This is a genomic window from Aquabacterium sp. A08 (assembly GCF_011742065.1).
Genome location: NZ_JAAQQT010000560.1, coordinates 1 through 22,550, shown reverse-complemented (window position 1 = coordinate 22,550; position 22,550 = coordinate 1). Strand labels below are relative to the sequence as shown.

General features: G+C 68.7%; 23 protein-coding genes. 10 read left to right on the top strand and 13 right to left on the bottom strand.

Features of this window, described 5'->3' with window-relative positions; genetic code table 11:
- The 3 genes from HA630_RS05975 to HA630_RS05965 form a co-directional block, all read right to left on the bottom strand.
- The coding region (locus HA630_RS05975; RefSeq protein ID WP_166833254.1) for an NAD(P)/FAD-dependent oxidoreductase at positions 1 to 1,136 on the bottom strand (1,136 nt) is incomplete at its 3' end.
- A 106-nt stretch (positions 1,137 to 1,242) separates the two neighbouring features.
- On the bottom strand, positions 1,243 to 3,090 hold the full coding sequence (locus HA630_RS05970) for an aldehyde ferredoxin oxidoreductase family protein (RefSeq protein ID WP_166833252.1): 1,848 nt from the start codon (positions 3,088 to 3,090) through the stop codon (positions 1,243 to 1,245).
- A gap of 19 nt (positions 3,091 to 3,109) precedes the next feature.
- A complete protein-coding gene (locus HA630_RS05965) occupies positions 3,110 to 3,586 on the bottom strand; it encodes a 4Fe-4S dicluster domain-containing protein (protein ID WP_166833250.1) in 477 nt (158 codons plus the stop codon).
- Positions 3,587 to 3,802: 216 nt separating this feature from the next.
- On the opposite strand from HA630_RS05965, the gene HA630_RS05960 reads away from it, so the two are divergent.
- A complete protein-coding gene (locus HA630_RS05960; RefSeq protein ID WP_166833248.1) occupies positions 3,803 to 4,921 on the top strand; it encodes a helix-turn-helix domain-containing protein in 1,119 nt (372 codons plus the stop codon).
- Between the two features lie 40 nt (positions 4,922 to 4,961).
- Here HA630_RS05960 and HA630_RS05955 read toward each other — a convergent pair whose 3' ends face one another.
- From HA630_RS05955 to HA630_RS05935, 5 genes are all read right to left on the bottom strand, one after another.
- Complete coding sequence (locus HA630_RS05955) at positions 4,962 to 5,324, bottom strand: DUF779 domain-containing protein (protein WP_166833246.1); 363 nt, start codon at positions 5,322 to 5,324, stop codon at positions 4,962 to 4,964.
- 158 nt (positions 5,325 to 5,482) lie between these two features.
- Entirely contained in the window at positions 5,483 to 7,003 is a 1,521-nt protein-coding gene (locus HA630_RS05950) for an aldehyde dehydrogenase family protein (RefSeq protein ID WP_166833244.1), read from the bottom strand.
- Between the two features lie 302 nt (positions 7,004 to 7,305).
- Positions 7,306 to 8,118 carry a substrate-binding domain-containing protein gene (locus HA630_RS05945; protein ID WP_371809210.1) on the bottom strand — a complete coding sequence of 271 codons (813 nt, stop codon included), beginning with the start codon at positions 8,116 to 8,118 and terminating at the stop codon, positions 7,306 to 7,308.
- On the bottom strand, positions 8,115 to 8,879 hold the full coding sequence (locus tag HA630_RS05940) for an ATP-binding cassette domain-containing protein (RefSeq protein WP_371809209.1): 765 nt from the start codon (positions 8,877 to 8,879) through the stop codon (positions 8,115 to 8,117). The genes HA630_RS05945 and HA630_RS05940 overlap by 4 nt, the downstream gene beginning before the upstream one ends.
- Positions 8,876 to 9,604 (bottom strand): ABC transporter permease, encoded by a 729-nt coding sequence (locus tag HA630_RS05935; protein ID WP_166833240.1) that lies wholly within the window; start codon positions 9,602 to 9,604, stop codon positions 8,876 to 8,878. Before HA630_RS05935 ends, HA630_RS05940 begins: the two co-directional genes overlap by 4 nt.
- 113 nt (positions 9,605 to 9,717) lie before the next feature.
- Between HA630_RS05935 and HA630_RS05930 the strand changes: the two genes are divergently transcribed.
- The gene (locus HA630_RS05930) at positions 9,718 to 10,851 is read left to right on the top strand and encodes a substrate-binding domain-containing protein (protein WP_166833238.1); all 1,134 of its coding nucleotides are present in this window, start codon (positions 9,718 to 9,720) and stop codon (positions 10,849 to 10,851) included.
- Here the strand turns inward: HA630_RS05930 and HA630_RS05925 are convergent.
- The gene (locus HA630_RS05925) at positions 10,811 to 11,881 is read right to left on the bottom strand and encodes an MBL fold metallo-hydrolase (RefSeq protein ID WP_166833236.1); all 1,071 of its coding nucleotides are present in this window, start codon (positions 11,879 to 11,881) and stop codon (positions 10,811 to 10,813) included. The two genes, HA630_RS05930 and HA630_RS05925, sit on opposite strands and share 41 nt — an antisense overlap.
- A gap of 130 nt (positions 11,882 to 12,011) precedes the next feature.
- Positions 12,012 to 13,238 (bottom strand): bifunctional phosphopantothenoylcysteine decarboxylase/phosphopantothenate--cysteine ligase CoaBC, encoded by a 1,227-nt coding sequence (gene coaBC / locus HA630_RS05920; protein WP_166833234.1) that lies wholly within the window; start codon positions 13,236 to 13,238, stop codon positions 12,012 to 12,014.
- A gap of 70 nt (positions 13,239 to 13,308) precedes the next feature.
- On the opposite strand from coaBC, the gene HA630_RS05915 reads away from it, so the two are divergent.
- The 6 genes from HA630_RS05915 to HA630_RS05890 all read left to right on the top strand — a co-directional run bounded on the left by HA630_RS05915 (position 13,309) and on the right by HA630_RS05890 (position 18,350).
- Complete coding sequence (locus HA630_RS05915; protein WP_166833232.1) at positions 13,309 to 14,964, top strand: CTP synthase; 1,656 nt, start codon at positions 13,309 to 13,311, stop codon at positions 14,962 to 14,964.
- A 69-nt stretch (positions 14,965 to 15,033) separates the two neighbouring features.
- Entirely contained in the window at positions 15,034 to 15,891 is an 858-nt protein-coding gene (gene kdsA, locus HA630_RS05910) for a 3-deoxy-8-phosphooctulonate synthase (protein ID WP_166833230.1), read from the top strand.
- A 7-nt stretch (positions 15,892 to 15,898) separates the two neighbouring features.
- The gene (locus HA630_RS05905; protein ID WP_166833228.1) at positions 15,899 to 16,207 is read left to right on the top strand and encodes a DUF1330 domain-containing protein; all 309 of its coding nucleotides are present in this window, start codon (positions 15,899 to 15,901) and stop codon (positions 16,205 to 16,207) included.
- Between the two features lie 33 nt (positions 16,208 to 16,240).
- The gene (eno, locus tag HA630_RS05900) at positions 16,241 to 17,539 is read left to right on the top strand and encodes a phosphopyruvate hydratase (RefSeq protein WP_166833226.1); all 1,299 of its coding nucleotides are present in this window, start codon (positions 16,241 to 16,243) and stop codon (positions 17,537 to 17,539) included.
- A gap of 26 nt (positions 17,540 to 17,565) precedes the next feature.
- The gene (locus tag HA630_RS05895) at positions 17,566 to 17,850 is read left to right on the top strand and encodes a septum formation initiator family protein (RefSeq protein ID WP_166833224.1); all 285 of its coding nucleotides are present in this window, start codon (positions 17,566 to 17,568) and stop codon (positions 17,848 to 17,850) included.
- Positions 17,847 to 18,350 (top strand): hypothetical protein, encoded by a 504-nt coding sequence (locus HA630_RS05890; RefSeq protein WP_166833222.1) that lies wholly within the window; start codon positions 17,847 to 17,849, stop codon positions 18,348 to 18,350. Before HA630_RS05895 ends, HA630_RS05890 begins: the two co-directional genes overlap by 4 nt.
- On the opposite strand, the gene HA630_RS05885 is transcribed toward HA630_RS05890, so the two are convergent.
- Both HA630_RS05885 and HA630_RS05880 read right to left on the bottom strand, forming a co-directional pair.
- On the bottom strand, positions 18,307 to 19,287 hold the full coding sequence (locus tag HA630_RS05885) for an Hsp33 family molecular chaperone HslO (protein WP_166833220.1): 981 nt from the start codon (positions 19,285 to 19,287) through the stop codon (positions 18,307 to 18,309). The two genes, HA630_RS05890 and HA630_RS05885, sit on opposite strands and share 44 nt — an antisense overlap.
- A 10-nt stretch (positions 19,288 to 19,297) precedes the next feature.
- Positions 19,298 to 19,822: a gamma carbonic anhydrase family protein gene (locus HA630_RS05880; protein ID WP_166833218.1), complete on the bottom strand. Its 525-nt coding sequence runs from the start codon at positions 19,820 to 19,822 to the stop codon at positions 19,298 to 19,300.
- A gap of 16 nt (positions 19,823 to 19,838) precedes the next feature.
- On the opposite strand from HA630_RS05880, the gene HA630_RS05875 reads away from it, so the two are divergent.
- Positions 19,839 to 20,774 carry a ferritin-like domain-containing protein gene (locus HA630_RS05875; RefSeq protein ID WP_166833216.1) on the top strand — a complete coding sequence of 312 codons (936 nt, stop codon included), beginning with the start codon at positions 19,839 to 19,841 and terminating at the stop codon, positions 20,772 to 20,774.
- A 12-nt stretch (positions 20,775 to 20,786) separates the two neighbouring features.
- On the opposite strand, the gene xerD is transcribed toward HA630_RS05875, so the two are convergent.
- On the bottom strand, positions 20,787 to 21,716 hold the full coding sequence (gene xerD, locus HA630_RS05870; RefSeq protein ID WP_166833214.1) for a site-specific tyrosine recombinase XerD: 930 nt from the start codon (positions 21,714 to 21,716) through the stop codon (positions 20,787 to 20,789).
- Between the two features lie 3 nt (positions 21,717 to 21,719).
- On the opposite strand from xerD, the gene gloB reads away from it, so the two are divergent.
- The gene (gene gloB, locus HA630_RS05865) at positions 21,720 to 22,493 is read left to right on the top strand and encodes a hydroxyacylglutathione hydrolase (RefSeq protein WP_166833213.1); all 774 of its coding nucleotides are present in this window, start codon (positions 21,720 to 21,722) and stop codon (positions 22,491 to 22,493) included.
- Positions 22,494 to 22,550: the final 57 nt, after the last annotated feature.

Here is a 22,550-nt window from a genome sequence, read left to right as displayed (position 1 = left end):
AGCACCTTGTGGTGCGCCGGGTCCAGCAGCTCCACCTGCTCGCCGCCGGGCACGCCCTGCCAGTTGCCGAAGCTGGTGGAAATCAGGCCCAGCGTGTCGAGCACGTTGATCTGCGTCACGCCCTTGAGCTCGGCGCGCTTGCCCACCATGTTCATGGCCGCCACATAGGCCTGGTCCGCCGCGTTCGGCTGAATGGCACTGACGATGGTGGTGCCGCTGACCTTGTCGAAGGCCTCGGCGCAGTCGCCGGCGGCGTAGATGCCGGGCACGTTGGTCTGCATGTGCTCGTCGGTCAACACCCCCTGCAGGCAGGTGATGCCGGAGTTTTCCAGGTAGCCGATGGCCGGGCGCACGCCGGTGGCGCTGATGATGAGGTCGGCCTCGATCGTCTGGCCGGTGGACAGACGCACCCGCAGCGGCCGGTCGGCGGCCGGCGCGGCGCCAGCCAGGCCCACGGCCTGCGCCAGCTTGCCCAAAATGCCGGTGGCCGGCTCGGGCGCGCGCTCAATGGCCTCCACCCGGGCGCCGGTGAACACGCGCACGCCCTTGGCCTCGCACCACTCGCGGATCATGCCGCCGGCGGCCGGGCCCATCATGCGCGGCACCATGCGGTCGCCCATTTCCACCACGGTCAGGTCCACGCCACGCTGCTTGAGCGCCTCCATGATGATGCAGCCGATGAAGCCCGCGCCCATCTGCAACACCCGGGCGCCGGGCTGGGCCAGCTTGGCGATCTCGCGCGCGTTCTCCAGCGTCCAGCAGGGGTGGATGCCGGGCAGGTCCATGCCCGGAATCGGCGGGCGCACCGGGTGCGAGCCGGTGGCGATCAGCAGCGTGTCGAAGGACAGGGTCTGACCGTCGTCCAGCGCCACGGTTTTGGCGGCGGCGTCCACCCGGGTCACGCGAGCGCGCACCTGGTCGATGCGCCGCTCGGCGAAGTGGCTGGCGCCCTTGCGCAGGTAGGTACCGCGCTCGTCGATGTTGCCGATCAGCAGGTAGGGGATCGCCATGCGCGAGTACGGCGGCTCGGGCTCGTCGCCGACCAGGGTGATGCGGTCATGCGGCGCGTGCTTGCGGATGGTTTCGGCCGCGATCACGCCGGCCGGGCCGGCGCCGAGGATGAGGTGATGGGTCATGGGCAATGGGCTCCGCGGACAATGAAAAAAGGGGTGGACAGGCGCGCGGCCTGAACCACCCCGGCCCTGTGCGCGCCAGGGGTGGCGCGGTCACAGGCGGTTCGGATCACAGACCCAGGCGGGCCTTGGTGTCGGCGGTCGGGCGGCCTTCGGTGTCCCAGCCACGCACCGCGTAGTACTTGGGCAGCATCTCGGGCAGCTTGTTCACCAGGCCTTTGGCCGGACCGGTCTGGGCCGGCTCGTTCAGCAGGCGCGGCGGCAGGTTGTCGTCCTTGGCGGTGAAGCCGGCGGCGTTGTTGAACTCGCGCTCCATGTTCCAGATGCGCTCACCGATCTTCTCCAGTTCCTCAGTGGTGTACTCGTCGCCACAGGCGGCGGCCACTTGGGGGGCCACGTCGGCCAGGCCCCAGGCGAAGCTGGTGAAGATGCAGATACCGGCCGAGTCGAAGGCGGCGGTCGCGTCCTGGAAGGCCTTGACCAGTTCCGGCTTGCCGTCGGCGGTCAGCGGGTCGGTCTTGACCGGAATGCCCAGCACCTCGGACGCCACGGTGTAGCTGCGCAGGTGGCAGGCGCCGCGGTTGGAGGTGGCGTAGGTCAAACCCATGCCCTGGATGCCGCGCGAGTCGTAGGCCGGGAATTCCTGACCCTTGACGCTCATCGACAGTTCGGGGTGGCCGTACTTTTCGCACAGGCGTTTGGAGCCCCAGCCGATTTCAATGCCAAAGCCCACGCTGTTGGCGGTCATGTCGGCCAGTTCGCACAGCGCCCGGGCCGAACCAAACGGCGCCTCGATGCCGATCTGCTCCTTGGTCAGCACGCCCATCTCGTACAACTCCATCACCGCGCCAATGGTGGCGCCAAAGCTGATCGGGTCCATGCCCTGCTCGTTGCAGATGGTGTTGGCGTACTGCAGCGCTTCCAGATCGTTCACGCCGTTGGCCGCGCCCAGCGCCCAGGCCGCTTCGTACTCCAGGCCGCCGGTGGCGCCCCAGTACTGCGGCTTGTTCTGCACGCTGAAGTGGGTCTGGTCGATCTTGCTGATGCGGCCGCACGCAATGGTGCAGCCAAAGCAGGCCTGGTTGGTGACCAGCTGCGCCTTGCCGTCGCTGGCGCGCGGCGTGGCCATGGCTTCGGCGGAGATGTCCTTGGCGCCCTCGAACTGGGTGTCGCGGTGGTTGCGGGTCGGCAGCGCACCGATCTCGTTGATCACGTTCATCAGCACCTGGGTGCCGTAGGTGGGCAGGCCCTGGCCGGTGACCGCGTTCTCGGCCAGGATCTTCTTCTTCTCGAAGGTGGTCTTCATGAAGGCCTTGGGGTCCTTGATGTTGCCCACGCCCTTGGTGCCGCGCACCGCGATCGCCTTCAGGTTTTTGCTGCCGGCCACGGCGCCCACGCCGGAACGACCGGCCGCGCGGTGCAGGTCGTTGACGATGGCGGCGTACAGCACCTTGTTCTCACCGGCCAGACCGATGGAGGAGATGCGCAGCAGCGGGTCCTGCAGGCTGGTTTTGAGCATGTCCTCGGTCTGCCAGACCGACTTGCCCCACAGGTGCGAGGCGTCGCGCAGTTCGGCCACGTCGTCACTGATGTAGAGGTACACCGGCTTGGGGCTGGCGCCCTCGAAAATCACCATGTCCCAACCGGCCGCCTTCAGCTCGGCGCCCCAGTAGCCGCCCGAGTTGGAGCAGGCGATGGCGCCGGTCAGCGGGCCTTTGGTGATGACGGTGTAGCGGCCGCCGGTGGAGGCCATGGTGCCGGTCAGCGGGCCAGTGGCCCAGATGATCTTGTTCTCGGGCGACAGCGGGTCGACCTTGGGATCGACCTCTTCGGCGAAGTATTTGGTGCCCAAACCGCGCGAACCCAGGTAGGCGCGGGCCCACTCCATGTTCAGCGGTTCGGATTGAACGGTGCCCGCCGTCAGGTTGACGCGGAGGATTTTTCCAGCCCAGGACATGTCGTTGCTCCTTCCGTGATCAGGCGGCCGAGGCCTGGTTGCCGAGCTTGTCAGCCCACTGTTTCATCTTGTCCATGCCGGTCCAGTTGGCGTCGATGTAGGTGATCGCGCCGGTCGGGCAGGCTTCGGCGCAAGCCGGCTCGCCACCGCACAGGTCGCACTTCTGGACCTTGCCGGTTTCCTGCACATAGTTCACTGTGCCGAACGGGCAAGCGATGGTGCAGACCTTGCAGCCCACGCAGGTGGTTTCGTTGACCACCTTGGCGCCGGTGACCTTGTCCACGGTGATCGCCTCGACCGGGCAGGCGTGCAGACACCAGGCCTCGTCGCACTGGGTGCAGGTGTAGGGCACTTTTTTGCCGGTGTGGTGGAAGTCGAACACCTTGATGCGCGACTTGGAGGTGGCGTACGTTCCGTAGTTTTCGAACGAACAGGCCATCTCGCACTGCAAGCAGCCCGTGCATTTGTCGGCATTGATGTGCAGAACTTTCTGCATGGAGGTTCTCCTCGTGGGGTGGCGACGCGGCACCTGTGAAATGCCATGCCTATGAACAAGATTGCATGGCGATTGTTGGAGCAGCGGCACGGTTTTCGCTCAGGGAAATCCCTAGTCGGCCATGCGTTGCGCGACTTATTCTCAAATTGAAACACTGCTCTAATGTCGAGACCGGCCACAACCGGGCTGCCCGCCCTCCACCCAGCGCCCCACCCCATGACCCACGGACTGTCCCACCCCGCCCTGCCCGAGCCCCAGGACCGCCTCGCGCGCATCGAACGGGCGCGCCAAACGGTCATGGGTCAGGCACCCGCTGGCGCAGCGCCCGGGGTGCAACCCTGGATCGAACGCTCCTGGCGGCGTTGTCTGGACCTGGGCATGCACCCCCGCCAGCGCATCCAGTTCGACGAGGTCTCGGCGCCGGCGGTCAAGCGCGCCATCGAGGCCAACCAGCCCCTGCTGCGCGCCGCCGCGCCGGTGATCCGTTCGCTGGCCCGGGCCATGGCCGACACCCGTTACTTCGCCATCCTGACCGACGCGCAGGGCGTGGTCATCGACGTCAACGGCCCGATCGACCGGCAGGACCCCAGCGCCAGCGCCATCGCCCGGGTCGGGGTCAACTTGTCGGAAGCGGCGGTGGGCACCACCGCCATCGGCGCCACCCTGGCCGAAGGGCTGCCGGTGTGGCTGCACCGCGGCGAGCATTTCTTCGACGACACCAGCGTGTACAGCTGCGCAGGCGCGCCGCTGTTCGGGCCCAACGGCCAGTGCATCGGCATGCTGGACCTGACCGGCATCCACGTGCCGGAGCGGCCGGCGCTCAAGCACCTGGTGACGCAGTCGGCGCGCAGCATCGAAAACGCGCTGACGCTGGCCCAGCCGCACCACCTGTTGCTGCGCCTGAACTGGCCCGGCCGGGTGCTGGGCGAGGACAGCGACGGCCTGGTGGGGCTGGACGCGGACGGCCGCATCACCGCGGCCAACCGCGCCGCCATCGACATGCTCAACCTGGTGCCGGGCCAGGCCTGGCCGCACGCCAGCGACGTGTTCGCGGTGCCCACCGGCGTGCTGTTCGACGCCGCGCGCCAGCAGCGGGGCGCGGTGGAGCAGCCGCTGTGGTGCGGCCTGCGGGTGCAGGTGCTGGCGCAGCCCCACAGCGGGCACGAGGGCGGCAGCGCCCCGGCCCCGAGCGGCAACTACGGCGTGCCGCTCAAGCAGGTGGAATCGGCGCTGATCCGCAAGGCGGTGGAGGACGCGCAGGGTAACGTGGCCGAGGCGGCGCGGGTGCTGGGCATCAGCCGGGCCACGGTGTACCGCAAGCTGGAACGGCGCTGACGCGGCCGGCCGGGTCCGCCGCGTCGGCGCGGGCGCAGGCTCAGGCCCGGTCGAGTTCGGCGAGTTCCTCGGCCGTGAACACGCGAGAGCGGGTGTGGAAGGCCTTGCCCTCGGGCCCTTCGAGCGAAAAGGTGCCACCCGTGCCCTCGATCACGTCGATGATGAGCTGGGTGTGGCGCCAGTGCGCGTACTGGGCTTTGCCGATGTAGAAGGGACAGCCCCCGATGTCGCCCAGGTAGACGTCGCCGGCACCGGTGGTGATTTCGCCCAACAGGTAGCAGTTGGCCGCGCTGTTGTCGCAGCAACCGCCGCTCTGGTGAAACATCAGCCCCGGGCCGTGCTTGGCCTTGAGGTGTTCGATGAGTGCGAGCGCCGCTGGCGTGGCGATGACTTTTTCAACCATCGGTGTCTCCGGGTGTGTTTTTTCGGCTCGCGCAACGCCTCAAACCAACGGGGCGTCCACCTCATACTGGAGCACCAGAAAACGAAGTTTCTGCGCAGCAAAATCGGCGGGCGCCCCGTCGGCTTGACGCGTCGGGGGGGGTGGGTTCTCGTGCCGTTTTAGAAGAAGCCCAGCTTGTTCTCGCTGTAGCTGACCAGCAGGTTCTTGGTCTGCTGGTAGTGGTCCAGCATCATCTTGTGGGTTTCACGGCCGATGCCCGATTCCTTGTAGCCCCCGAAGGCGGCGTGCGCCGGGTAGGCGTGGTAGCAGTTGGTCCACACGCGGCCCGCCTTGATGGCGCGGCCCATGCGGTAGGCCACGTTGCCGTTGCGGCTCCACACGCCGGCGCCCAGGCCGTACAGGGTGTCGTTGGCGATTTCCAGGGCCTCGGCTTCGTCCTTGAAGGTGGTCACGGCCAGCACCGGGCCAAAGATTTCTTCCTGGAAAATGCGCATCTTGTTGTGGCCCTTGAACAGCGTGGGCTGCACGTAGTAGCCACCTTCCAGCTCGCCGCCCAGGTGGGCCTGTCCGCCGCCAGCCAGCACTTGCGCGCCTTCCTGCTTGCCCAGGTCCAGGTAGCTCAAGATCTTGGTCAGCTGTTCCTTGGAGGCCTGCGCGCCCATCATGCTGTCGGTGTCCAGCGGGTTGGCGTGCTTGATGGCGGCCACGCGCTTCAACACGCGTTCCATGAAGCGGTCGTAGATCGATTCCTGGATCAGAGCGCGCGACGGGCAGGTGCAGACCTCACCCTGGTTGAAGGCGAACAGCACCAGGCCTTCGATCGCCTTGTCGAGGAACGCATCGTCCTTGTCCATGATGTCGGCAAAGAAGATGTTGGGCGACTTGCCACCCAACTCCAGCGTCGCGGGAATCAGGTTGTTGGCGGCGGCCTGGGCGATCACGCGGCCGGTGCTGGTGGAGCCGGTGAACGCAATCTTGGCGATGCGCTTGCTGATGGCCAGCGGCATGCCGGCTTCACGCCCAAAGCCGTTGACGATGTTGAGCACGCCCGGGGGCAACAGGTCGGCGATCAGCTCGGCCAGGATCAGGATGGAAATGGGGGTGGACTCGGCGGGCTTGAGCACCACACAGTTGCCGGCGCCCAGGGCGGGGGCCAGCTTCCAGGCCGCCATCAGGATGGGGAAGTTCCAGGGAATGATCTGGCCGACCACGCCCAACGGTTCCTGGATGTGGTACGCCATGGTGTTGGCATCGATTTCGGAAATGCCGCCTTCCTGGGCGCGCACGCAGCCGGCGAAGTAGCGGAAGTGGTCCACCGTCAGCGGGATGTCGGCGTTCAGCGTTTCGCGGATGGCCTTGCCGTTGTCCACGGTTTCGGCGTAGGCCAGCAGCTCCAGGTTCTGCTCGATGCGGTCGGCGATCTTGAGCAGGATGTTGGCGCGGGTGCCGGCGTCGGTCTTGCCCCAGGCGTCGGCGGCGGCGTGGGCGGCGTCCAGCGCCAGCTCGATGTCCTGGCTGTTGGAGCGGGCGGCCTGGGTGTAAACCTGGCCGGTCACCGGGGTGATCACGTCGAAGTACTGGCCATCGACGGGCGGCACAAAGCGGCCGCCGATGAAGTTGTCGTATTGTTTTTTGTAGGCGATTTTGGCGCCAGCGGCACCGGGAGCGGCGTACAACATGTTGTCTTCCTCTGTGAATTGGTCGGAAACGGGGAACAAAGCCTTTCGGGCCCGGTGTCCACTACAACTTCCATGCCATCCCGGTTTGTGTCCATTTGCCGCCCTGGCCAGGCCCAGATGGGGCACCGTGGAACGGTTGGTGTCCCAAACCGCTCTGTTCTGGTACGGCAATGCCTTGCATACGTTGCGCCACGGCGCAACGGCAGCACCGTGCATAAGTGAATACCCCCACCCCAACCCGCCAAAGCAAAAACCCGCCGGGGCTGACGCACCGGCGGGCGGGTGGGCGGTGGTGGAAAACCTCAGGGCTGGGCGTTGGGGAAGAACAACTGCTCGCCACCGATCTTGTACGACGCGATCGCCGCCTGGCCGGCCGCGCCGGTCACCCAATCGACGAACTTCTGCCCCTCGGCGGTTTTCACCTGGGGGTGCTTGGCCGCGCTGACCAGCATCACACCGTAGGGGTTGAACAAGCGCCGGTCACCCTCCACCAGCACCGCCAGGTCGGCGCGGTTCTTGAAGTTCAGCCAGGTGCCCCGGTCGGCCAGCACATAGGCCCCGCTGGAGGCGGCGATGTTCAACGCCGGCCCCATGCCACAGCCGCAGGCCTTGTAACCGCTGCCGGTGTTGCCTTCCCGGCCGGCCAGCCTCCAGAAGCGCAGCTCGGCCGCGTGGGTGCCGCTCTTGTCGCCGCGCGACACGAAGGGGGCGTTGGCCTGGGCCAGCTTGGACAGGGCCGCCACGATGTCCTGGCCGCGGGTCTGCGCCGGGTCGGCCTTGGGCCCGATCAGCACAAAGTCGTTGTACATCACCGGCTGGCGCTTGGCCGAAAACCCGTCGGCCACGAATTTTTCCTCGGCCACCTGGTCGTGCACGAACAGCACGTCGGCGTCGCCGCGGCGGGCCATGTCGATGGCCTGGCCCGTGCCCAGGGCCACCACCTTCACGTCGATGCCACTGGCCTGCTTGAACAGCGGCAGCACGTGGCCGAACAGGCCGGACTGCTCGGTGGAGGTGGTGGAGGCCACCACGATGGACTGGGCCTGGGCCCCGAACGACCACACCAACGCGCCCACGGCGAACCAGCCGGGTTTGAACCACTTGAACGACATCACAGGTCTCCTTTGCAAAAAGCCAGGGCCGTGGGGCACACCTGTGCCAGCACGGTCTCGTTGAAAAAATCGTGGGCCGGCAGATCGGCCCGCAGGCACCCACCTTCCAGGTACACCACCCGCGTGGCCAGGCGCTTGACCTGGCCCAGGTGGTGGCTGCTGAACACCAGCGTGGCCCCGGGGGCGGTGGCAAATTCGGCGATCAGCCCCTCCACCTCCTGCTTGGCGTGCGGGTCCAGGCTGGCGGTGGGTTCGTCCAGCAACCACACCGCCGGGCGCTGCGCCCACGCCCGGGCCAAGGCCAGCCGCTGCTGCTGCCCACCCGACAAGGCCCGCGCGTTGCGCCCCGCCAGCGCGGCCAGGCCCACCCGCTCCAGGGCCGCCAGCGCCGGGGCCCGCGTGGCGCGCCAGGGCGTGCCGCGCAAGCACAGGGCCAGGCGCACGTTCCACAGCGCGCTCAAGCGCAACACGAAAGGCCGCTGGAACAGCATGGCCTGCTGCGCCGGCGGGCAAGCCTGCAGGGCGCCGGCACTCAAGGGCAGCAGCCCGTGCAGGGTCCGCAACAGGGTGCTTTTGCCGCTGCCGTTGGCGCCCACCAGGGCCACCCGTTCGCCCGGGGCAATGCGCAGGTCCACCTGCCGCAACGCCAGCACCTGACCGGCCGTCCCCAGGCGCACGTCCATGGCTCGGCCGTCGAACACCGGTGGGGCCGGGGTCGGGCCCAGCGGTTGCGCCACGGACTGGCCACCCAGCACGGCCTTCATGCCCACACCGCCTGGGGCAGGCCGGTGTCGGCCCGCTCGCGCCAGCGGCGCAGCCAGGCCACGCACGCGTTCAGGCCCAACACCACCCCCAACAGCACCAGGCCCAGCGCCAGCGCCAGCGCCAGGTCGCCCTTGCTGGTTTCCAGGGCAATGGCGGTGGTCATCACCCGGGTGAAGCCGTCGATGTTGCCGCCCACGATCATCACCGCCCCCACCTCGGCCACGGCCCGACCAAACACGGTGATCACCACCGTCAGCAGGGCGTAGCGCTCGTCCCAGGCCAGCAGGGCGGCGCGGCCCAACGTGCCCGCCCCCAGCGAGCGCAGCTGCTCGCCGTGTTGGCGTTCGCCGTCTTCAATCAGCTGGCGCGTCAAGGCCATGGCCACCGGCAACACCAGCAGGGCCTGGGCCAGCACCATGGCCTGAAAGCTGAACAGCCAGCCCAGAAAACCCAGCGGTCCCGAACGCGACAGCAACAGGTACACCACCAACCCCACCACCACCGACGGCACCGCCAGCGCGGTGTTGAGCAGGGTGACGGCCACGCCCCGGCCGGTGAACCGCGCCACCGCCAGCCAGGCTCCGGCGGTCACGCCCACGGCGCTGGCCAGCACGCAGGCCAGCCCGCTGACGGCCAGCGAACGCCCCACCACCGTCCACAGGGCGGGGTCCAAGCCCACCAGCAAGGCGCTGGCGGTGTGCAGGCTGTCGGCAAAGGTGCTCATCTGCGCGGCATCCTAGCGGTTGATGCGGTCGGTCGCACTCGGTGTTGTCGAGGTATGCACCACGCTGCATACGGCCCACCCCCCACTCCGGCGGCTGGTGCACACTCGCGCCCATGCGCAAAGTGCAACTCAGCTACCAGCTCAGCGCCCTCCGCGAACCCGAGGCGCGCATCCACAACCCCCTGATCGACCTGCTCTACGCGGTGCGCACCCAGGGGTCCATCTCCGGCGCGGCCCGCGCCATGGGCCTGTCCTACCGCCACGTCTGGGGCCAGCTGAAGGAATGGGAGCGCCTGCTGGGGCAGGAGCTGATCGTCTGGGAGCGGGGCCAGGCCGCCCAGCTGACCGCCTTTGCCGACAAACTGCTGTGGACCGAGCGCCTGGCCCAGGCCCGCCTGGCCCCCAAGATCGAGGCGCTGCGCGCCGACTTGGAACGCACCCTGGCCCTGGCCTTCGAGCCGACGGCCCACGTGCTCAGCCTGTACGCCAGCCACGACGACGCCCTGCCCCGCCTGCAGGACTTCGCCGCCACCACCGCCGCGCTGCACCTGGACATCCAGTTCTGCGGCAGCGTGGACGCGATCCGGGCGCTGAACGAAGGCCGTTGCGCGCTGGCGGGCTTCCACGCCCGTGCCACCCCGGCGGCCGACAGCCTGACCGCCCAGGCCTACCGCCCGCTGCTGCAACCCGGCCAGCACAAGCTCATTGGCTTTGCCACCCGGGTGCAGGGGCTAATGGTGGCCCCGGGCAACCCGCTGCGCATCGACAGCCTGGCCCGGCTGGCCAAATGGAAGCTGCGCTTTGTCAACCGGGCGCCAGGCGCCGGCACCCGGGTGCTGCTGGACGAACTGCTGACCGAAGCCGGGCTGGTGCCCCAGGCGCTGTCGGGCTACGACCGCTGCGAACCCTCGCACAGCGCGGTGGCGCTGGCGGTGGCCAGCGGCTCGGCCGACGCGGGCCTGGGCACCCGGGCGGCGGCCCAGGTGCGGGGGCTGGACTTTGTGCCTCTGGCCACCGAACACTACCACCTGGTGTGCCTGAAAACCGCCCTGGAACAACCGGCGGTGCAGGCCCTGCGCACCCTGCTGGCCTCGCACCTGTGGTTGCAGCAGCTGGGCCAGTTGCCGGGTTACGCGCCCGACCACAGCGGCCAGGTCCGCGCCCTGCGCAGCCTGTTGCCGTGGTGGCAGTTCGGCACCGAGGCGCTCAGAACGCCGCCTGTTCTGCCTCCAGGTACGCCAGGCTGATGTACTTGCCGATGTTGCTCTCGAAGCCGTCGGTCTGGGCAGCCATCCGGGCCACGCGCGGGTCCTTCAACACCGCGGCCTTGGCCTGCTCCACCCCCTGCCCGGCCTCGACCGCTTTCAGACAAGGCTCGTAGATGCCGGCCATGAAATTGCCGTAGTCTCGCAGCAGGGTCTTGCTCGGGCGGCCGTGGCCGGGCACCCACAATTGTTCACCGGCGGCCCGGCCCAGCGCCTCGTAGTACTTGAAGGTGCCCACGTAGGAGCCGTCGTCCATGTTGGCGATGCGCCGGTCCATGGCGATGTCGGCGACGTAGGTCAGGCGGTCCTGCACCACCTCCACGCACAGGTCGGAATGGCAGTGGGCGCGGCCGTAAAAATGCGTTTTCAGGGTCACGTCGCCAAACTGGTAGGTCTGGCCGTGGGCGGTGGGCCGGTTGGGCGCCACCACCTTGGTGCCCAGCGTGGCCTGGTTGGTCCAGCGCTCCATCAGGCTGCGCCAGAGGTTGCCCTCGGCACCCTGGATCTGCTCGAGGGTGTAGGGCAAGGCGTAGATCGGCAGGTCGGCCCCGTAGGCGTTGACGAAGGCGTGGTTGCCCAGCCAGTGGTCGCCGTGGTAGTGGCTGTTGAAAATGGCCACCACCGGCTGGTCGGTGACGCGACGGATCATGCGCAGGGCCATTTCCCCGATCTGCAGCGAGCAGCCGCTGTCCAGCACCACCACCCCCACCGGGGTGACGACAAAGACCACGTTGGCCATCAGGCCCTGGTTCTCGGGGTTGGGGAAGCCGTCTTTGGCGTACACCATCCAGACGTGTTCGGACAAGCGCTGCGCCGGCACGTCGGGCACCGGCGGGCCGGCGATGAAGTCCTGCACCTGCTGCGCGAACAGGCGCACCTCGGGCACCGCCAGCAGGCCGGCGGCGGCCAGACCGGAACCGCCGGCCCAGGCCAGCCAGCGGCGGCGGCCGGGTTCGAACGGGGCGGCGGAGGCGCCGCGCGCGGGGGTGGCGCGGCCGTTGTGGGGTGGCATGGGGTGGGTCTCCTCGTCGGTGTGGCGGGTCGGGCGCCCACCATACATTCGTTCATCAATATTGACTGATGTTGATTGTGCGCCGCCCGTGGCGCGCTGTCAAAACCCGGCGCGACCGCCCGTGGACGGCTCAGGCGCGGGGCGGCGTGGCCAGGCGGCGGGCGATGTCCGCCACCAGCTGCCGCGCCAGGTCCAGCTTGGGGGCGTGTGGCAGCTCGCGGGTGCCGTGCGCGTCCACCAGCAACAGGGCGTTGTCGTCCTGGCCGAAGGTGGCCGGGCCGATGTTGCCCACCAGCAGGGGCACGTTTTTGCGCACGCGCTTGGCCTGGGCGTGGGCCAGCAGGTCGTGGCTCTCGGCGGCAAACCCGACACAAAACAGGTCGCCGCGCCGGGCGCGGTCGCTGGCGGCCACGCCCGCCAGGATGTCGGGGTTTTCCACGAAGTGCAGCGCCGGCGGCAGGCCGCTGCCGTCTTTCTTGAGCTTCTGGTCGGCGGCGGTGGCCGGGCGCCAGTCGGCCACCGCGGCGGCGGCCACGAACACGGTGGCGCGGTCCACCTCGGCCTGCACCGCGGCCTGCATCTGCAGCGCGGACTGCACGTTGACCCGGCGCACCCCCAGCGGCGTGGGCAGGTGCACCGGGCCGGCGACCAGCGTCACCTCGGCACCGGCCTCTTGCGCGGCGCGGGCCACGGCAAAGCCCATCTTGCCGCTGCTGTGGTTGGTGATGCCGCGCACCGGGTCGATGGCCTCAAAGGTGGGGCCGGCCGTGACCAGCACCCGGTGCCCGGCCAGCAGCTTGGGCTGGAACTGGGCCATCAAGCCCTGCAGCAGTTGCTCGGGCTCCAGCATGCGGCCGTCGCCGGTTTCGCCGCAGGCCTGGTCGCCCTGGCCCACGGGCAGCACCACCGCGCCGTCGGCGCGCAGTTGGGTCAGGTTGCGCTGGGTGGCCGGGTGGGCCCACATTTCGCGGTTCATGGCCGGCGCCAGCAGCAACGGCACCCGTTCGGCCGGGCGGGCCAGGCAGAGCAGGGTCAGCACATCGTCCGCGCGGCCGTGCACCAGCTTGGCCATCAGGTCGGCGCTGGCCGGTGCGATCAGCACCGCGTCGGCCTCGCGCCCCAGGTTGATGTGGGCCATGTTGTTGGGCGCGCGCGCGTCCCACTGGCTGGTGACCACCGGCCGGTTGCTCAGGGCCTGCATCGTCACCGGGGTGATGAACTGCGCCGCCGCCTCGGTCATCACCACCTGCACCGTGGCGCCGGCTTTGACCAGCAGCCGGCACAGTTCGGCCGACTTGTAGCAGGCGATGCCCCCCGACAATCCGAGGACGATGTGTTTTCCGGCGAGGTCTTGCATGGCCGGGAATGTACACCTACTTTTATAATCACAATTTCCTCTCTTGCGAACCGAGCGGTTCGCCTGCGACATGACCAAATTTGTATTCGTGACCGGTGGCGTGGTGTCCTCTCTGGGCAAGGGCATCGCCTCCGCCTCGCTGGCTGCGCTGCTCGAATCGCGCGGCCTCAAAGTCACCCTCATCAAGCTGGACCCCTACCTCAACGTGGACCCGGGCACCATGAGCCCGATGCAGCACGGCGAGGTGTTCGTGACCGACGACGGCGCCGAAACCGACCTGGACCTGGGCCACTACGAGCGCTTCATCACCACCCGGATGAAGAAGGCCAACAACTTCACCACCGGGCAGATCTACAAGTCGGTGCTGGAGAAGGAGCGCCGCGGCGACTACCTGGGCAAGACGGTGCAGGTCATTCCCCACGTCACCAACGAAATCCAGGAATTCGTCAAGCGTGGCGCCGGCGTCGGCACACCCGACGCGGTGGACGTGGCGATCGTGGAAATCGGCGGCACCGTCGGCGACATCGAGTCCCTCCCCTTCCTGGAAGCGGTGCGCCAGCTCAGCCTGCGCATGGGCCCCAACAACGCGGCCTTCGTGCACCTGACCTACGTGCCCTGGATCGCTGCCGCCGGTGAGCTGAAAACCAAGCCCACCCAGCACACGGTGCAAAAAATGCGCGAAATCGGTATCCAGCCCGACGCGCTGCTGTGCCGCGCCGACCGCGTCATCCCTGACGACGAGCGCGAAAAGATCAGCCTGTTCACCAACGTGCAAAGCTGGGGCGTGATTTCCATGCCCGACGTGGACACCATCTACAAGGTGCCGCGCGTGCTGCACGAACAGGGCCTGGACGGTCTGATCTGCGACAAGCTGCGCCTGAACACCCCGCCGGCCAACCTCAAGCGCTGGGACGATCTGGTGCATGAAGTGCAGCACCCGCAAGGTGCGGTCAAGATTGCCATGGTCGGCAAGTACGTGGACCTGTCGGACAGCTACAAGTCGCTCAACGAAGCGCTGCGCCACGCTGGCATGAAGAACCACGTCAAGGCAGAGATCACCTACATCGACTCCGAAACGCTGGAGTCGCAGGACGTGTCCGAGGTGCTGAAGCCCTTCGACGCCATCCTGGTGCCCGGCGGCTTTGGCAAACGTGGCACCGAGGGCAAGATCGCCGCCGCCCGCTACGCCCGCGAGCACCGGGTGCCCTACCTGGGCATCTGCCTGGGCATGCAGGTGGCCACCATCGAATTCGCGCGCCACGTGGCGGGCCTGGCCGGCGCCAACTCCACCGAGTTCGACCCGCAGACGCCGCACCCCGTCATCGCCCTGATCGACGAGTGGCAAGACGCCGACGGCAGCATCCAGAAGCGCGACGCCAGTTCCGACCTGGGCGGCACCATGCGCCTGGGCGCGCAAAGCTCCGACGTCGCACCCGGCACCATCGCCCACGCCATCTACGGCTCGGTGGTGACCGAACGCCACCGCCACCGCTACGAGGCCAACACCCAGTACCTGGACCGGCTGCGCGCGGCCGGCCTGGTGATCTCGGCGCTGACGCAGCGCGAACAGCTGACCGAAATCGTGGAACTGCCGCAAGCCCAACACCCCTGGTTCGTCGGCGTGCAGTTCCACCCCGAATTCAAGTCCACCCCTTGGGACGGCCACCCGCTGTTCAACGCCTTCGTCAAGGCCGGGCTGGACCAGCACAAGGCCCAACGGGCATGACCCGCACGCTCGCCGTGCACGCACACCCGTGGCGGGCCCTGGCCCACGAACGGGTCGCCGGAGGCTGACATGAAACTTTGCGGATTCGACGTCGGGCTGGACCAGCCCTTTTTCCTCATCGCCGGCACCTGTTCCATTGAAGGGCTGGGGATGTCGCTGGAGGTCGCCGGGCAGTTGCAGGCGATCTGCGCACCGCTGGGCATCCCGCTCATCTTCAAAGGCTCGTTCGACAAAGCCAACCGCTCGTCCGGCAGCAGCCAGCGCGGCGTCGGCCTGGACGCCGGCCTGAAGGTGCTGGACGAGGTGCGCCGCCAGACCGGCCTGCCCATCCTGACCGACGTGCACGACGCCTCGCAGGTGGCCGAGGTGGCCGCCGTGGTGGACGTGCTGCAAACCCCGGCCTTCCTGTGCCGCCAGACCGATTTCATCCGCGCCGTGGCCCAATCGGGCAAGCCGGTGAACATCAAGAAGGGCCAGTTCCTGGCGCCGTGGGACATGAAAAACGTCATCGACAAGGCCCGCGACGCCGCGCGCGAGGTGGGCCTGCCCGAAGACAACTTCCTGGCCTGCGAGCGCGGCGTGAGCTTCGGCTACAACAACCTGGTGGCCGACATGACCAGCCTGGCCGAGATGCGCAAGTCCGGCGCGCCGGTGGTGTTCGACGTGACCCACTCGGTGCAAAAGCCCGGCGGCCTGGGCAACGTGAGCGGCGGCGCGCGCGACATGGTGCCGGTGCTGGCGCGCGCCGGCGTGGCCGTGGGCGTGGCCGGCCTGTTCATGGAAACCCACCCGCGCCCGGCGGAGGCCTGGTCCGACGGCCCGAACGCGGTGCCCCTCCAGCACATGAAAGCCCTGCTTGAAACCCTGGTGCAACTCGACCAGGTCACCAAGCGCAGCGGCTTCCTCGAAAACCACTTCAACGCCTGAACCCGTCATGCCCAGCGCCTACCTGATCGTCGACATGCAGATCGCCGACCTCGAACAGTACAAAAAGTACATGGCCGAGGCCCCGGCGGCCGTGCAAGCGGCGGGCGGCGAGTACCTGGTGCGCGGCGGCCGCTTCGAGGTGCTGGAGGGCGACTGGACGCCCGCGCGCGTGGCCCTGCTGCGTTTTCCCAGTTACGAAAAAGCCAAGGCGTTTTACGACGGCGAAATGTACCGCCAGGCCCGCGCCCAGCGCGCCGGGGCCACCCAGTTTTTCAACATGATCCTGGTCGAAGGCGTGGCCCAGCCCGTGTTCTGACCGCTCCCGTTTTCAAACATCGAAAGGTAATCCATGAGTGCAATCGTTGACATCGTCGGCCGTGAAGTGCTGGACAGCCGGGGCAACCCCACCGTCGAATGCGACGTGCTGCTGGAAAGCGGCGTGATGGGCCGCGCCGCCGTGCCGTCGGGCGCCTCCACCGGCAGCCGCGAAGCCATCGAGCTGCGCGACGGCGACAAGAGCCGCTACCTGGGCAAAGGCGTGCTCAAGGCGGTTGAGAACATCAACACCGAAATTTCCGAGGCCGTGCTGGGCCTGGACGCCTCCGAGCAGGCCTTCCTGGACAAGACCCTGATCGACCTCGACGGCACCGACAACAAGGGCCGCCTGGGCGCCAACGCCATGCTGGCCGTGTCCATGGCCGTGGCTCGGGCGGCGGCCGAAGAAGCCGGCCTGCCCCTGTACCGCTACTTCGGCGGCAGCACCAGCATGCAGATGCCGGTGCCGATGATGAACGTCATCAACGGCGGCGCCCACGCCAACAACAACCTGGACATCCAGGAATTCATGATCCTGCCGGTGGGTGCGCCGTCCTTCCGCGAAGCCATCCGCTGGGGCGCCGAGGTGTTCCACGCCCTGAAGAAAATCCTGCACGACAAGGGCATGAGTACCGCCGTGGGCGACGAAGGCGGCTTCGCGCCCTCCGTGGCCAACCACGAAGCGGCGATCCAGTTGATCCTGGAAGCCATCGACCAGGCCGGCTACGTGGCCGGTGAGCAGATCGCCCTGGGCCTGGACTGCGCCGCCAGCGAGTTCTGCAAGGACGGTCCGGACGGCTCGAAAGTTTACCACCTGGAAGGCGAGGGCTTGGTGCTGAGCGCCGCCGAGTGGACCAACATCCTGGCCACCTGGGTGGACAAGTACCCCATCATCTCCATCGAAGACGCCATGGGCGAAGGCGACTGGGCCGGCTGGAAACACCTGACCGACGTGCTGGGCAAGAAGGTGCAGCTGGTGGGCGACGACCTGTTCGTCACCAACACCAAGATCTTCAAGGAAGGCATCCAGCAAGGCATCGCCAACTCCATCCTGATCAAGATCAACCAGATCGGCACCCTGACCGAGACCTTCGAAGCCATCGAGATGGCCAAGCGCGCCGGTTACACCGCCGTGATCAGCCACCGCTCGGGCGAAACCGAGGACTCCACCATCGCCGACATCGCGGTGGGCCTGAACGCGCTGCAGATCAAGACCGGCTCCATGAGCCGTTCCGACCGCATGGCCAAGTACAACCAGCTGCTGCGCATCGAGGAAGACCTGGGCGACGTGGCCAGCTACCCCGGCCGCGACGCGTTCTACAACCTGCGTTGATGCCCGTCGCCTGAGGCACTGCCGCCATGAACGCACGCCTGGTCGCGGTGCTGCTGCTGGCCCTGCTGGGCATTCTGCACGGCCAGCTGTGGTGGGGGCGCGGCAGCGTGCCCCAGGTCAACGCCCTGCGCGAAGAACTGACGCTGCAGACCCAGGCCAACCAGCAGGCCCAGCTGCGCAACGAGCAGCTGGCCAACGAGGTGCGCGACCTGCGCGAAGGCCTGGACATGGTCGAGGAAATGGCGCGCCAAGAACTGGGCATGGTCAAGCCGAACGAGATTTTTGTTCACGTCCAGCGCCCGCCGCCGTGACCCCCGCCTCCCCTTCCGCCCCCGGTCTGGACCGGGTGTTGCTGCTGGGGCCTGGGGCGGGAGCGCTGGCCCTGGCGTTGCGGGCGGCGCAGTCAGACGACACGCCCGAGACCCGCTGGGCCTGGGACGCCCATGACACCCCGGAGGCCCTGGAAACCGCGGTGCGGGTGGGGGCCGGCCCCCGGCTGCGCCTGCTGTTGCTGGTGGCCGACCGCCCCGTTGCCGCAGAGGCCGCCCAGGAACAGGCGTTCCGGCATGCCTTGGGCGCGCTGGGCCTGGCCTACCAGGTGATTTACCCCCTGGCGGGCGACCACGCCGCCGCCGTGCGCCAGGCCCTGGGGCTGGCGCCGGCCGCGCCCCGCCGGTTGCGCCCGCGCTGGGCCTGCCAGGACTGCCTGGACCCGGCCTGCGAGCACCGGCTGTTTCAGGACCTGCTAGCGCAGCGCGCGGGCGTCCTCACTGCAGCTGGTCCGTCCCCGGGGCCTGCTGCGGCGGCTTGAGGAACAGCTGCGCCGCGTCCACCGGGTCGAAGGGGTACTGCGCCCCGCAGAACTCGCAACCCACGTCGATGCGGCCACGCTCGGCCAAGATGGACTCCACCTCCGCCACACCCAGCCCCTGCAGCATGCGGCCGACCCGCTCGCGCGAGCAACTGCAGGCGAAACGCGGCCGCAACAGGCCATCGGTCGGCACGAAACGCTGCAGCGGCTCCTGCCAGAACAGGCGGTGCAGGATGGTGTCGGCGTCCAGCGTCAGCAACTCCTCACGCTTGAGGCTGGCGGCCAGCATGGCGATGCGGTTGTAGTCCTCGCTCTGGCCGATGGCGTCCTCGCGCGCCTGGGCCGCGGCCGTGCCCGACAGGTTGGCCTCGCCGGTGGACGGCAGGCGCTGGATCAACAGGCCGGCGGCGATCTGGTCGTTGGCGGCCAGCACCAGGCGGGTGTCCAGTTGCTCGCTCTGCAGCATGTAGTGCTCCAGCACCTCGTGCAGGTGCTCCAGCTTTTCGTGGCGGTCGCCGTACAGCGGCACCACGCCCTGGTAGGGCTGCTGGCCGGGCAGGCGGTCCTTCGGGTCCAGGGTGATGGCACAACGGCCCTGGTTGTTCACGTTCACCAGGTGGCTCAGGGGCACGCCGTCGGCCACCTCGCCCTGCACCGTGGCGGTGGCGCGGAAGCCGAAGTCCGGCTGCACCTCGGCCACGGCCAGCTTCACCGGGCCGTCGCCAAACACCTGCAGAATCAAGGAACCGTTGAACTTGATGTTGCCCTGCATCAGCACCGCGGCGGCCGACATCTCGCCCAGCAACTCGGTCACGGCGGCCGGGTGCCCGCCCGACTGCGCGTGGCGGCGCAGCAGTTCCTGCCAGCTGTCGGTCAAACGGACCAGCATGCCGCGCACCGGCAGGCCTTCGAACAAAAATTTGTGCAATTCGGACACGTGCGCTCCCTCAACCCAGCTTTTTCAGGCCGGCCTGGTAGCGGCGGGCGTTGTCCACGTAGTGTTGGGCGCTGCGGCGCAGGCCCTCGATCTGCTCCGGGGTCAGCTGGCGCACCACCTTCGCCGGGCTGCCCAGGATCATGGAGCCGTCGGGGAATTCCTTGCCCTCGGTCACCAGCGCGCGCGCGCCCACCAGGCAATGCTTGCCGATCTTGGCGCCGTTGAGCACCACCGCGCCGATGCCGATGAGCGAACCGTCGCCCACGGTGCAGCCGTGCAGCATGACCTGGTGGCCCACCGTCACGTCGTCGCCCAGCGTCAGCGGGAAGCCGACGTCGGCGTGCAGCACGCTGGCGTCCTGGATGTTGGTGCGGCGGCCGACCGCGATGGTTTCGGTGTCGCCGCGCAGGACCGCGCCGAACCAGACGCTGCTGTCTTCGGCCAGGGTCACGCGGCCCATCACCTGGGCGCTGTCGGCCACAAAGGCGCTGGCGTGCACCTCGGGGGTCAGGTCGTCGAGTTGGTATGTGCTCATCCCTAGAATTGTAAGGATGCACGCCCCCTTCGACCCAGCCCCGGTCTTCGCCCCGGCCCGCACCCCCGACGCCACGGGCAGCCACACGCCAGGGGCCGGCCACCCCACCCAGGAACTGCGGCGGACGGCCCTGGCCGCGCTGGCCTGCGCCGACGTGACCGACAAATGCGCGCAGGTGCAGGCCCTGTTCGCCGAGGCCGAACACCGCCCCTTGGACGCGGCCAGCGACCTGGCGGCCGAGCCGGCGCTGGCCGCGTGGCGCGCCGCCCTCCCCGGCCGCCCGGCCTCACCGCGGCTCATCGCCCCGGCGCAGGTCCCGCCACGCTCCCCCTTCACGCCGGACGGCGCGGCGGCGCTGGTGCACGCCATCTGCCACATCGAGTTCAATGCCATCAACCTGGCGCTGGACGCGGTCTGGCGCTTTGCCGACATGCCGCGCGACTTCTACCTGGACTGGCTGCGCGTGGCCGCCGAGGAAGCCCTGCACTTCCAGCTGCTGCACACCCACCTGCAGGGCCTGCCGCGGCCCGGTGCGGCGCAGCCCGGCTGGCGCTACGGCGACTTCGACGCCCACGACGGCCTCTGGGCCATGTGCGAAAAAACCGCCCACGACCGCACCGCCCGCATGGCCCTGGTGCCGCGCACCCTGGAGGCCCGGGGCCTCGACGCCACCCCGCTGATCCAGGCCAAGCTGCGCAAGGTGGGCAGCGCCGACGCGCTGCGGGCGGTCGACATCCTCGACGTGATCCTGCGCGACGAGGTCGGCCATGTCGCCATCGGCAACCACTGGTACCGCTGGCTGTGCGAACGCCAGGGCCTAGAGCCGGTGGCCCACTACCGCCTGCTGGCCCGCCGCCACAGTGCGCCGCGGCTCAAGCCGCCGTTCAACGACGAAGCCCGGCGCCGCGCCGGTTTCACCCAGGCCGAACTCGACTTCCTGCTGGGCGCCTGAAGCAACGGCGCTTCAGCCGCGCGGGTGGTGCCGCGCGTGCAGCTGCTTGAGCCGCTCGCGCGCGACGTGGGTGTAGATGGTGGTGGTGGAGATGTCGGCGTGGCCCAGCAACAGTTGCACCACCCGCAGGTCGGCCCCGTGGTTGAGCAGGTGGGTGGCGAAGGCGTGGCGCAGCGTGTGCGGCGACAGCGGCGCGTCGATACCGGCCTGCACCGCGTACTTCTTCACCAACAGCCAGAACATCACCCGCGTCATGCGCGCGCCGCGCGCGGTCACGAACAGGTCGTCGGTCATCTGCCCGGCGAGAATCGCCGGCCGGGCCTCGGCCAGGTAGCGGCGCAGCCAGTCCAGCGCCACATCGCCAAAGGGCAGCAAACGCTCTTTGCTGCCCTTGCCCTGCACCCGCAACACCTGGTCGGGCAGGCTCAGCTCGAAGGTGCGCAGCCCCACCAGTTCGCTCACCCGCAGGCCACTGGCGTACATCAGCTCCAGCATGGCCCGGTCGCGCAGGCCCAGGGGGGTGCCGGTGTCGGGCGCCTGCAGCAGGCGCTCCACCTGGGTTTCGCTCAAGGTCTTGGGCACCCGCAGCAGTTGTTTGGCGCTCAGCAGCTTGAGCGTCGGGTCGGCCTGCACCAGTCCCTCGCGCAGGGCCCAGCGGTAAAAGCGCTTGAACACCGTCAGCCGCCGGTTGCTGCTGGTGGCTTGGCTGCCGGGCAGGCGCCAGGCCATGTAGGCCTGCAGTTCCGCCTCGCCGGCCGCCAGCAGCGTCTGTGGCACGCCACCGGCCCGGGCGCCCCCGGGGCCGGTGTCTTGCAGCCAGGTGGCGTAGCGGCTCAGGTCGCTGCGGTAAGCGTCCAGCGTGTTGGGCGCCAGGCCGTCTTCCAGCCACAAGGCGTCGGTGAAACGCTCCACCAGGGCGGCATCCGGCACGGCTAAGATCATGGGATGGCAATGCTACACCCCATTCCCGCCTTCACCGACAACTACATCTGGGCGCTGCACGAGGGCCGGCACGCCTGGGTGGTGGACCCGGGCGACGACGCCCCAGTGACCGCCTGGCTGCGTGCCACGGGCGTGCAACTGGTCGGCATCCTGCTGACGCACCACCACGCCGACCACACCGGTGGCGTGGCTGCCTTGCGCGCGGCCACCGGCGCCCGGGTGCTGGGCCCGGCGTTCGAGGTGTTGCCCGAGCCGGTGGAACGTCTCGGCCAGGGCGACACGGTCGAGGTGCTGGGCCACCCCTTCGCGGTGCTGGAGGTGCCGGGCCACACCGCCGGCCACATCGCTTACCACACCCCCGCCTGGGACGGCGCGCCACTGCTGTTCTGCGGCGACACGCTGTTTTCCGGCGGTTGCGGCCGGTTGTTCGAGGGCACGCCGGCGCAAATGCTGGACTCGCTGGACCGCCTGGCCGCCCTGCCCGATGACACGCTCGTTTGCTGCACCCACGAATACACCCTGAGCAACCTGCGCTTTGCGCGCGCGGTGGAACCGGACAACACCGCCCTCGCGGCCCACCAGGCCTGGTGCGAGCGACGCCGCGTGGACGGCCTGCCGACCTTGCCCAGCACCCTGGCCACGGAACGCGCCATCAACCCGTTTTTGCGCAGCCGGGAACCGGCGGTGGTGCAGGCGATCCACCAGCAGTGCCCCGAAGCCCAGGACGCGGTGGCCCGCTTTGCCGCCCTGCGCCGCTGGAAAGACGGTTTCCGCTGACCCCGGCCGGGCTGGGCAAGGTCTCGCCCCTGCCCGATAATGTCTCAGCCCTGTCCC

Bases quoted from the DNA above. Each gene is read 5' to 3' on its own strand.
- HA630_RS05970 (WP_166833252.1), bottom strand. From the start codon at position 3,090: ATGTCCTGGGCTGGAAAAATCCTCCGCGTCAACCTGACGGCGGGCACC.
- HA630_RS05965 (WP_166833250.1), bottom strand. From the start codon at position 3,586: ATGCAGAAAGTTCTGCACATCAATGCCGACAAATGCACGGGCTGCTTG.
- HA630_RS05960 (WP_166833248.1), top strand. From the start codon at position 3,803: ATGACCCACGGACTGTCCCACCCCGCCCTGCCCGAGCCCCAGGACCGC.
- HA630_RS05955 (WP_166833246.1), bottom strand. From the start codon at position 5,324: ATGGTTGAAAAAGTCATCGCCACGCCAGCGGCGCTCGCACTCATCGAA.
- HA630_RS05950 (WP_166833244.1), bottom strand. From the start codon at position 7,003: ATGTTGTACGCCGCTCCCGGTGCCGCTGGCGCCAAAATCGCCTACAAA.
- HA630_RS05940 (WP_371809209.1), bottom strand. From the start codon at position 8,879: ATGAAGGCCGTGCTGGGTGGCCAGTCCGTGGCGCAACCGCTGGGCCCG.
- HA630_RS05935 (WP_166833240.1), bottom strand. From the start codon at position 9,604: ATGAGCACCTTTGCCGACAGCCTGCACACCGCCAGCGCCTTGCTGGTG.
- HA630_RS05930 (WP_166833238.1), top strand. From the start codon at position 9,718: ATGCGCAAAGTGCAACTCAGCTACCAGCTCAGCGCCCTCCGCGAACCC.
- HA630_RS05925 (WP_166833236.1), bottom strand. From the start codon at position 11,881: ATGCCACCCCACAACGGCCGCGCCACCCCCGCGCGCGGCGCCTCCGCC.
- coaBC (WP_166833234.1), bottom strand. From the start codon at position 13,238: ATGCAAGACCTCGCCGGAAAACACATCGTCCTCGGATTGTCGGGGGGC.
- HA630_RS05915 (WP_166833232.1), top strand. From the start codon at position 13,309: ATGACCAAATTTGTATTCGTGACCGGTGGCGTGGTGTCCTCTCTGGGC.
- kdsA (WP_166833230.1), top strand. From the start codon at position 15,034: ATGAAACTTTGCGGATTCGACGTCGGGCTGGACCAGCCCTTTTTCCTC.
- HA630_RS05905 (WP_166833228.1), top strand. From the start codon at position 15,899: ATGCCCAGCGCCTACCTGATCGTCGACATGCAGATCGCCGACCTCGAA.
- eno (WP_166833226.1), top strand. From the start codon at position 16,241: ATGAGTGCAATCGTTGACATCGTCGGCCGTGAAGTGCTGGACAGCCGG.
- HA630_RS05895 (WP_166833224.1), top strand. From the start codon at position 17,566: ATGAACGCACGCCTGGTCGCGGTGCTGCTGCTGGCCCTGCTGGGCATT.
- HA630_RS05880 (WP_166833218.1), bottom strand. From the start codon at position 19,822: ATGAGCACATACCAACTCGACGACCTGACCCCCGAGGTGCACGCCAGC.
- HA630_RS05875 (WP_166833216.1), top strand. From the start codon at position 19,839: ATGCACGCCCCCTTCGACCCAGCCCCGGTCTTCGCCCCGGCCCGCACC.
- xerD (WP_166833214.1), bottom strand. From the start codon at position 21,716: ATGATCTTAGCCGTGCCGGATGCCGCCCTGGTGGAGCGTTTCACCGAC.
- gloB (WP_166833213.1), top strand. From the start codon at position 21,720: ATGGCAATGCTACACCCCATTCCCGCCTTCACCGACAACTACATCTGG.